At 71.1% G+C, this 2,351-nt stretch carries 2 protein-coding genes; both read left to right on the top strand.

What is annotated here, in order from left to right; translation table 11 throughout:
- Positions 1 to 244: DNA-3-methyladenine glycosylase (locus ACOJUF_RS24795; RefSeq protein WP_420124471.1), on the top strand; the 244-nt coding region annotated here is incomplete at its 5' end.
- Between the two features lie 232 nt (positions 245 to 476).
- A complete protein-coding gene (tyrS, locus tag ACOJUF_RS24790; RefSeq protein WP_420124472.1) occupies positions 477 to 1,751 on the top strand; it encodes a tyrosine--tRNA ligase in 1,275 nt (424 codons plus the stop codon).
- Positions 1,752 to 2,351: the final 600 nt, after the last annotated feature.

Raw genomic sequence — 2,351 nt, 5'->3', positions numbered from 1 at the left:
CGGCCCGGCCGGCCTGGCCGCGGTGCTCGGCGTCACCGGCGCCGACTCCGGCCTGGACCTGGCCGCCCCGGACGGACCGCTGGAGCTGCGCGCCGGGAGCGGGCCGCCGGAGCGCGTGCAGGCCGGTCCCCGGGTGGGGGTGTCGGTCGCCGTCGACGTGCCCTGGCGGTTCGTCGAGGCCGGTCATCCCACGGTCAGCGCCTACCGCCGCGGCACCCGGGCCACCCGCCGGCGACCGTCCTGACCTGGCCCCCCGCGCGGTCGTGAGCTGTCCCGGCGCCGCCGGGCCGGACCGGGCTGCCAGGATGGACGGCGTGTCCGACGTTGCCGCCGTGCCCCCGACCACCGCCGATCCCGCTGCCGATCCCGCTGCCGATCCCGCTGCCGATCCCGCCGCCGAATCCGACTCGGCGGTCCCCGGAGCCGAGGCCACCGATGCCGCTGGCCCCGATGGTGCGGCGCCGGCCCCACCGAGCGTGCTCGACGAGCTGCGCTGGCGGGGCCTGGTCGCGCTGACCACCGACGAGGGTGCGCTGGCCCGGGCCCTGGCCGACGGTCCGATCACCGCCTACTGCGGCTTCGACCCGACCGCGCCCAGCCTGCACTTCGGCAATCTGGTGCAGCTGATCGTGCTGCGTCACCTGCAGCGGGCCGGGCACCGGGTGATCTGCCTGGTCGGCGGGTCGACCGGGCTGATCGGCGACCCGCGCCCGAGCGCCGAGCGGGTGCTCAAGACCAAGGAGCAGACCGCCGCCTGGGTGGGCCGGATCCAGGCGCAGGTCCGACCGTTCCTGGATTTCGACGGGGACAACCCGGCGATCATGGTCAACAACCTGGACTGGACCGCCCCGATGAGCGCGCTGGACTTCCTGCGGGACATCGGCAAGCACTTCCGGGTCAACACCATGCTGCGCAAGGACGCGGTCGCCGCCCGGCTGGCCAGCGACGAGGGGATCAGCTACACCGAGTTCAGCTACCAGCTGCTGCAGGGGATGGACTACCTGCACCTGTTCCGTGAGTTCGGCTGCACCCTGCAGACCGGCGGGCAGGACCAGTGGGGCAACCTCACGGCCGGCACCGACCTGATCCGGCGGGCGACGGGGGAGTCGGTGCACCTGCTGGCGACCCCGCTGATCACCGACTCGCACGGCAACAAGTTCGGCAAGTCCGAGGGCAACGCGGTCTGGCTGTCGGCCGAGATGACCAGCCCGTACGCGTTCTACCAGTACTGGCTGGGGGTCGAGGACGCCTCGGTCGGGCACCTGCTGCGGGTGTTCACGGACCGGAGCGCGCCGGAGATCGCCGAGCTGGAGCGCGAGCAGGCGCAGCGCCCCCAGGCCCGGCCGGCCCAGCGGGTGCTGGCCGGCGACGTGACGACCCTGGTGCACGGGGCCGCCGCCACGCAGGCGGCGATCGCGGCCAGTGCCGCGTTGTTCGGTCGCGGTGATCTGGCCGCGGTGGACGAACCGACCCTGCGCGCTGCCCTGACCGAGGCGGGACTGCATCGGATCGGCGGCGAGCGGCCGACCGTCGTCGCGTTGCTCGTCGCCGCGGGGCTGACCAGGTCGCTCTCCGAGGCGCGCCGGGTCGTCGCCGAGGGCGGTGCGTCGATCAACAACGAGCGGATCGCCGATCCCGAGCATGTGCCCGGACCGGACGATCTGCTGCACGGTCGCTACCTCGTGCTGCGCCGGGGCAAGCGGGTCATGGCGGGGATCGAGCTGTCGGACGGTTCCGGCCCGGCGGCCTGACCCCGACCGCCGGTACCCCCGCCGACCAGGCCCGATGGGCCCGAGAACCCGGGTTCGGCAGGCGATTTGACTTCGCGGTCACCGGCCCGTAACTTAGGCATCGCTCAAGGGGAACCGCACAGGGACCGGATCTGATCCGGTGTGGCTGGACGGCCCGGAGCCATCCTGATCCACCAATGCCGGTGCGGGAAGCCGATTTGACTCGGCGGATCGACACGGATAGAGTGGATCGCGCTCCTGGGGAAACGCACAGGGACCGACTAGTTCGGTGGGCCTGGACGTCCCGGAGCAACACCCCGACGAGAACGCTCGTTGATCGCGACCGCGATCAGGGAGTGGGGCGAAGCACGCTTCGCTCCGAATCGAGGTGGCCGGCAGGACCGAGCGATTTGGAATCGCGGGGAAGTGCGGGTACAGTAGTTCGGGCCCCGGACGGATTCGAGAGAATCACGAAGGTGTGCGTCCGTTCTTTGAGAACTCAACAGCGTACCGATAGTCAGTGCCAATTATTGTAATTGGTTGTGCTGGTTGGTGTCCACCCCCGTGGGTGCTGATCAGTGTGGATTTTGATCGAGTCAGTTGACTCGTTTGGAGTCCGGG

Origin of the sequence: Nakamurella sp. (assembly GCF_048594475.1) — a bacterium.
Taxonomy (GTDB): domain Bacteria; phylum Actinomycetota; class Actinomycetes; order Mycobacteriales; family Nakamurellaceae; genus Nakamurella.
The sequence above is the reverse complement of the archived record's forward strand: the minus strand, read 5'-3'. Positions and strand labels throughout refer to the sequence as shown.